The 6,250-nt window shown below is 25.6% G+C and carries 10 protein-coding genes; 2 read left to right on the top strand and 8 right to left on the bottom strand.

From position 1 onward, the window contains the following. Positions 1–62 precede the first annotated feature (62 nt). From HF850_RS15020 to HF850_RS15010, 3 genes are read right to left on the bottom strand one after another with little or no spacing between them, the layout of a single operon-like run. Positions 63–323, bottom strand: coding sequence for a hypothetical protein (locus HF850_RS15020; RefSeq protein WP_169106228.1), 261 nt, complete (start codon positions 321–323; stop codon positions 63–65). Next, a complete protein-coding gene (locus HF850_RS15015) occupies positions 320–1,738 on the bottom strand; it encodes a HAMP domain-containing sensor histidine kinase (protein ID WP_169106227.1) in 1,419 nt (472 codons plus the stop codon). The genes HF850_RS15020 and HF850_RS15015 overlap by 4 nt, the downstream gene beginning before the upstream one ends. Before the next feature lie 10 nt (positions 1,739–1,748). Beyond that, the gene (locus tag HF850_RS15010; protein WP_169106226.1) at positions 1,749–2,411 is read right to left on the bottom strand and encodes a response regulator transcription factor; all 663 of its coding nucleotides are present in this window, start codon (positions 2,409–2,411) and stop codon (positions 1,749–1,751) included. 236 nt (positions 2,412–2,647) lie between these two features. Between HF850_RS15010 and HF850_RS15005 the strand changes: the two genes are divergently transcribed. Continuing rightward, on the top strand, positions 2,648–2,788 hold the full coding sequence (locus tag HF850_RS15005; protein WP_169106225.1) for a hypothetical protein: 141 nt from the start codon (positions 2,648–2,650) through the stop codon (positions 2,786–2,788). Positions 2,789–2,794: 6 nt separating this feature from the next. Continuing rightward, a complete protein-coding gene (locus HF850_RS15000; RefSeq protein WP_169106224.1) occupies positions 2,795–3,658 on the top strand; it encodes a polysaccharide deacetylase family protein in 864 nt (287 codons plus the stop codon). A 91-nt stretch (positions 3,659–3,749) separates the two neighbouring features. On the opposite strand, the gene HF850_RS14995 is transcribed toward HF850_RS15000, so the two are convergent. From HF850_RS14995 to HF850_RS14975, 5 genes are all read right to left on the bottom strand, one after another. After that, positions 3,750–3,971: a PC4/YdbC family ssDNA-binding protein gene (locus HF850_RS14995; RefSeq protein ID WP_169106223.1), complete on the bottom strand. Its 222-nt coding sequence runs from the start codon at positions 3,969–3,971 to the stop codon at positions 3,750–3,752. A gap of 4 nt (positions 3,972–3,975) precedes the next feature. Further along, on the bottom strand, positions 3,976–4,431 hold the full coding sequence (locus HF850_RS16185) for a GreA/GreB family elongation factor (RefSeq protein ID WP_169106222.1): 456 nt from the start codon (positions 4,429–4,431) through the stop codon (positions 3,976–3,978). Positions 4,432–4,898: 467 nt separating this feature from the next. Further along, positions 4,899–5,135: a hypothetical protein gene (locus HF850_RS14985; protein WP_169106221.1), complete on the bottom strand. Its 237-nt coding sequence runs from the start codon at positions 5,133–5,135 to the stop codon at positions 4,899–4,901. Beyond that, positions 5,095–5,541, bottom strand: a complete 447-nt coding sequence (locus tag HF850_RS14980) for a hypothetical protein (protein ID WP_206151695.1) — start codon at positions 5,539–5,541, stop codon at positions 5,095–5,097. The genes HF850_RS14985 and HF850_RS14980 overlap by 41 nt, the downstream gene beginning before the upstream one ends. A gap of 9 nt (positions 5,542–5,550) precedes the next feature. Continuing rightward, on the bottom strand, positions 5,551–6,162 hold the full coding sequence (locus tag HF850_RS14975) for a hypothetical protein (RefSeq protein WP_169106219.1): 612 nt from the start codon (positions 6,160–6,162) through the stop codon (positions 5,551–5,553). Positions 6,163–6,250 lie beyond the last annotated feature (88 nt).

Below are 6,250 nucleotides of genomic sequence, written 5' to 3'. Positions count from 1 at the left end.
ACAGGATTTTAAGTGCATTTTTTATCTGTAAATATTGGTAATTTAGTTGTCAAGCGCAGTTTTTAGTGTTGAGCCAATATATTATTATAAAAATCAGATTGAATATTAAATTTTGAAAAATCATCTATTCCATAAATATCACTAAGTATATTCTTTGTCTTTTCCATTATCCGTGTATTATCAATAGTAATTTTATTGGCATCCTGATCCAAATCAATATGTTTTGTATAAATTTTATTAGCTTTTATGTATTTATCTGCATTGCTATATAAAATAAATAATATAAAAGCTATAGATAAAAACACAAATATTATCTTTTTCATCTATGTGAAATCTCCTCAAACCCAAGTACAATTTCAGTTCCTATATTTACTTCACTATTTATATTAAATTTAATATTAAGAAGTTTTACTATTTGTCTACATATGCTAAGTCCAAGCCCAAAGCCATCAATAGATTTATTTCTTGATTTATTAGTCATATAAAAAGGTTCAAATATCTTAGTCAATTCATCTTTTGATATTCCAATCCCTGTATCCTTAATAATAATTTGTCTACTATTAAGGATTATCTTTATTTCCTTAACATTACTGCCCATGACTGCTTTAATTGAATTATCTACAAAATTAGTAATAAGAATAAATACAAGCTCCCTATCACTGTAAATTTCAAAGTCCTTACCTTCAATAATAATATGAATATCAAAATCTTTAATCTTCATATCCATACTACTTTTAACTTCTTCTATCATTTCTAATGCACTAAAATTGCTCAGGTTCAATGATTTTTCATCTAATGTTATAAGGGTTATAAGATTAGATGCAAGGCTTAATATCCTTTTCCCTTCTCTATTTATATTTTCAAAAGCTCTAAAAATCAACTTAAAATCTTCTACTCTCTTCTTAAGCATTAGATCTGAATATCCTATGATTGATGTCAAAGGAGTTCTTATTTCATGGGTAAGATTATTTATAAATCTTTGTTTTTCATTATTGCTCTCTTGAAGTTCCTGAATCTTATTTTGAATTTCAGTATTCATTAATGAGAAATTATTGGAAATTTCATTAATTTCATAAATGTTGCTCTTATACTTTAATTTCTTATTATAATTTCCATTAATTACTTCATTCATACTACTTATTAAACTATAAATAGGCTTAGTTATATCATCAGATATAAAATAAATTATTACCAAAAGAAATATTCCACCTATTATATTTAATTTTATAAGAATGCTATACTCTTTAAGCTTATCCTTATATAAATTATCTAGGTTATTTATATATGTAAAATAATATGTATTATTATTAACATCAATATTATTATTTATTAAAAGAACCTTGTCATTTCCCTTTTTATAAACAAGGTAATTAGTCATGGTTCCATTAATATTATAAATATCATCATTCCATATTTTATTAGTATATTTATCTGAAGTTGAATATACAAGATCCTTATCCAAATTCCTAAACTCTAAAATCACATTAGAATCACTATTATTCTTAAAATAAAAATCACTTTTAATCTTTAAAATATCCTTATCTTCAAAGAAAATATTCTTTGCATTTTCATTTGATTTTATATTTGCATAAATTACAGAATACTCACTTAATGAATTATTAATAGTATTTTCAAGTATAATATTAAAATTAGATTCCATAAGTATAATTCCATAAATATTTATGGTTACAAAAAATAATGCACAAAAATATAAGAGTAACTTATTTTTTAATTTCATCCTATCAACCTCAGCTTTTCAGAATATACCCAACTTTATATACAGTTTTTAAATAATCCTTTAAATCAAGTTTATCTCTAAGCTGCTTAACATGCATATCAACGGTTCTTGTTTCTCCAAAAAAGTCATATCCCCATATCTTTTCAAGCAGCACCTCTCTTGTAAGAACATTATTAATATTATTAGCAAACATCATCAAAAGATTGTACTCCTTCACTGTTAAAGGTACTACCTTCCCATAAGCCTTTACCAATCTTTCATTTGGATGAATTATAATATGTTCATATTTTATTATATTATCAATTGTATCTTCATTTGTTCTTCTTAATACTACTTCTATTCTTGCAAGAAGTTCTAAAGGTTCAAAAGGCTTTGTTATATAATCCTCTGCTCCAAGCTTTAATCCTAAAATCTTATCCTGAAGCTGTGACTTAGCAGATAAAAAAATAACAGGTATTCTTTTATCCTCAATCATCTTAATAAGAGTAAATCCATCAATTTTAGGAATCATTATATCTAAAAGAATCAAATCATAATGTTCATGCTGTATCTTATTAAATGCTATTTCACCATCTTCTGCAATATCAGTTTCATATTGTTCCATTTGAAGAGTAAGTTCAATAAGGCCTTGTATTCCTATATCATCTTCAACTATTAATATTCTTCTTTTCATATGTATTTATCCTCCAAAAAAGCTTCATTTGTTACTTTTGTACTTTTCATATCTCCTTTCAAACTTTTATTTAGTTTTTATCCTTTCATTATTATAATATCATATAAAGTTTATTCTTTACTTAATATTAAATTTTACAACTTCATTACAATTATAAAAAAAATACTATAAATCTCTCTAGTATCATAAAGCTTGTCACGCGACAAATACTTTAGAAAATAGGGGGAAATAATAAGATGAACGAACACAAAAGACAACATAATAAGATAAACGAGCATAAAACACACAAAAAAATGCACAAACATAGAAGAAAAATCACCTTATATAGATATAGATACTTAATAGCCATTATTCTACTTGGAGGATTAATAGCTTAACCATTAGTGAATAAATCTCCCAAAATAAATACTGTTGTTTCTGCAAAAACACAGGATGAAGAAACACAGAATACCCAAGAAGAAGCTAAAGAACAAGATGAAACAACAGAAACATCTGATGCAGCAGATACTCATAATGATACAGATATAATCCCTGGAAAAAATCTTACTTATGAAGGTGAAAAATACTCAATTCCAGCATCTGAAGTACAAAAGATTGTTAATGGTCATAGAATAGATGATAACAAATACGTTTTTTTAACTTTTGATGATGGCCCTAGTCCAAATACTGAAAAAGTTCTAGATATATTAAAAGAAAAAGGCGTACATGCTACATTCTTCATTCTAGGAGAAAATCTTGCAAAAGGTGATACAATAAAAGAATTATTAAAAAGAAGTATTTCTGAAGGAAATGCCATTGGAAATCATACATATACTCATGATTTTAAGAAGCTTTATCCTAATAACAGTGTAAACACAGATATATATATGAATGAATATAATCAAACAAGTGAACTTATGAAATCTGTTTTAGGAGATCAATTTAATACTAAAGTCATAAGAATGCCTGGTGGTCGTAACAGTAGAGCATATTATCATGACCCTAACCTAAAATCTTTTGATGAGACATTAACATCAGATGGTATTGTAAGCATAGACTGGAACGTAGAAAATGGTGATGCAGAGGGTAAAAATTATTCTGTAGATCAATTATACAATAATGCAGTGAAGGAATCTCAAGGTATGAATCAAATAGTAATTTTAATGCATGATACATACGGAAAAGGTAAAACAGTGGAAATGCTTCCCAGACTTATAGATTACTATAAAAATAATGGATATGAATTTAAAACTATTGAATCTAATTAATAAAATAAATCTAATAATAAATTCTCTAGACTATTATAAAAACCTGGAGAATTTATTTATATTTCTATTATTTTAATTCTGCTTTTTCGCTCTATAAATCCATATTATTTAATAACTCTTTTAATGATTTAAGCTCATTTTTAGACAAAGTAATTCCCTTGCCTATCTTTTCATGTTCAGGTGCCCAGTCTCTTATATCGTATTTTGCTTCTTTTCCATTCCATGAAACAAGGTTAAGTTCTTTAGTCCATCCTTTGTTGCTTTCAGAAACCACTCCTAATTCCTCTTCTATTTCATACTTTATATCTGCCATAATATCACCTTTTCTTTTTATTGTATTCTATACTCATAAGCTTATATCTATTTTTATTATTTCCAATAATTACTTCGAATACACAGCCTATTTTATTTTGTACATTACACAATGCCTGTCCCACTGGAGATTTTACCGATATTTTATTATCTAGTGCATTTTTATTTTCATCTGCTACTATAGTTATATTCAATAATTCATTAGATTTTAAATCTAATAGCTTAATATCTCTATTCAGCAACTCCTTTTCAAACATATGTTGCCCTATTTTATTATTCTTTTCTTTTATATTGCTGCTTCCATATGCTATCGTAATACCACTTATATCACTATCTTTGTTATTTTTATAAAAGCTACAATACATTCTTCCAACGCATTTACATTGATACATTTGTATAGAACTGTTCTTACAAATATCTTCTTTAATTATATACACAGTATTTTCTTCTTTTCCTGCCACGAGGTCCTATATATTCTAAATGTGCTAGTGTGCCCTGCATTTCTCTAATACCCATAGACTTCTGCTCCCATTTTTAACTCTATATACTATGTATACTCTCGTTTATACTTTAAAATTCAATACAGTTTATAAGTATTTAAATAAGCTTTTTTAATCATATATAAATAAATTATCTATACTTATTCCATCAAAAACCCAAATTCATAAATCATAGTTCTCATTTTTTCTTCTAACTCACGCATACATTTATTAAAATCTTCTAAATTTTTTCTGATATATATTTTAAGCATTCTCTTAATTTGATACCATCCAGCATCCCATGTATTAATATTATATTCAGGATAAATATTATTAAATTCATCTCTATATTTGAAACTTTCATTTACTAATTTTTACCTTTTTCTAATACTTTCTGTGATTCATCAGGAAATTTAATTCTAGAAATAATGTCTAAATATAGAATTTTATCATTTCTTCGGAACATTATATATTAATTTTTCTCCTATATTAATAATCTTACCATTTTCAGAAAGTTCTTTAACTATAAACTTAAATTTATCTCTCTTATTACTTTTTCCAGATGTCCATACTGAAAATCCTATTCCCCATTGTGATGATACATTAGAAAAATAACTGGCATTAAATATAATACCTTTTTCATATTTAATATAATCTATCTGGAATTTTCTTATTTTTTGAATCAATACTATATAAAAATTCATAATCTTCATTTAAGAAATTGTACACAAACTTCTTAGAATTAACATTATAGTTTTCTCCTAATTCAAGGTCTATATTATCTAACGTTGAGCAATATAATTCGTCAAAATAATAATCCCTTATTTCTTCAACAATTTTTTTATATATTACAGAAGCCTTTGAAGGAGCAATATTCCAATTTAATTGTTTTCTACAAAAAACAACTCTCTCAATACCAAATGAAAAAAGTTGTTTTTCAAAATGTGTTTTCCCTTGTATTTCTCCATGCTCTTTAACAATTTTATATCTTATGTAATCTACAATATCTAGAACCTTTTTCAGTCTACTCTTTCTCACTATGTACAAATATAACTCAACTAATAAAATTAGCACTCTAAACTTTTTTCTCATATCATTATTTTATTTAACATAAAACTCTATTATATCTCCATCCTCAAACTGATTTAATTTACAATTCCACAAATCCACCTTACTTGCCATACCAGCAGAATTAGGCTTTACTCTTGCATTACAGTATCTTATATCATTATGTATCATAATATTTTCAATATATTTCAAGACCATTTTATCTTTAGTTTTATCCCCAGTATTTATTGATTTTAACAGTAGATTTTCAATATTTTCTTTATTAACTATCAGATTAAATTCATATGCTTTTTTATTCTTTTCAATTTTATCTTTATGAGATAATTCCATAAGTCCAGATGAATTTACCTTGTTTTCTAATTCTTTCAGATTATTAAATCTGTATATTAATTCCTCTAATATAGCATCATCTTTTATATATTTCTTAACTTCATATCCATTTTGCTCTGCCCAGTCATAGTTGAATATATTTCCGTTTATATGTTTCTTTAAGAAATCATCATATTTTACATAAAGATATATTTGTCCTGATTCATCCTTATTTATAATAGTTTCGCTTCTTACATCAATTTTTCTACATCCAATAATAAATAATGACATTATTATAATAGCTAACAGCAAAATAATCCTTTTACTTCTTAACATTATGGCAAGACCTCCGTTACTGAAAACTTATAAAAATCTATAAAAAATTATAAAATCTTATGTTTCATTCCTTTTTCAATGTATCTGC

It is taken from the genome of Clostridium sp. SM-530-WT-3G, from assembly GCF_012843905.1.
GTDB lineage: Bacteria > Bacillota > Clostridia > Clostridiales > Clostridiaceae > Clostridium.
This window is presented reverse-complemented; position numbering and strand designations above follow the sequence as displayed.

Coding starts and splice junctions, on each gene's coding strand:
- HF850_RS14995 (WP_169106223.1), bottom strand. CDS start 3,971: ATGGCAGATATAAAGTATGAAATAGAAGAGGAATTAGGAGTGGTTTCT.
- HF850_RS14980 (WP_206151695.1), bottom strand. CDS start 5,541: ATGAGAAAAAAGTTTAGAGTGCTAATTTTATTAGTTGAGTTATATTTG.
- HF850_RS15020 (WP_169106228.1), bottom strand. CDS start 323: ATGAAAAAGATAATATTTGTGTTTTTATCTATAGCTTTTATATTATTT.
- HF850_RS14975 (WP_169106219.1), bottom strand. CDS start 6,162: ATGTTAAGAAGTAAAAGGATTATTTTGCTGTTAGCTATTATAATAATG.
- HF850_RS15010 (WP_169106226.1), bottom strand. CDS start 2,411: ATGAAAAGAAGAATATTAATAGTTGAAGATGATATAGGAATACAAGGC.
- HF850_RS15015 (WP_169106227.1), bottom strand. CDS start 1,738: ATGAAATTAAAAAATAAGTTACTCTTATATTTTTGTGCATTATTTTTT.
- HF850_RS15005 (WP_169106225.1), top strand. CDS start 2,648: ATGAACGAACACAAAAGACAACATAATAAGATAAACGAGCATAAAACA.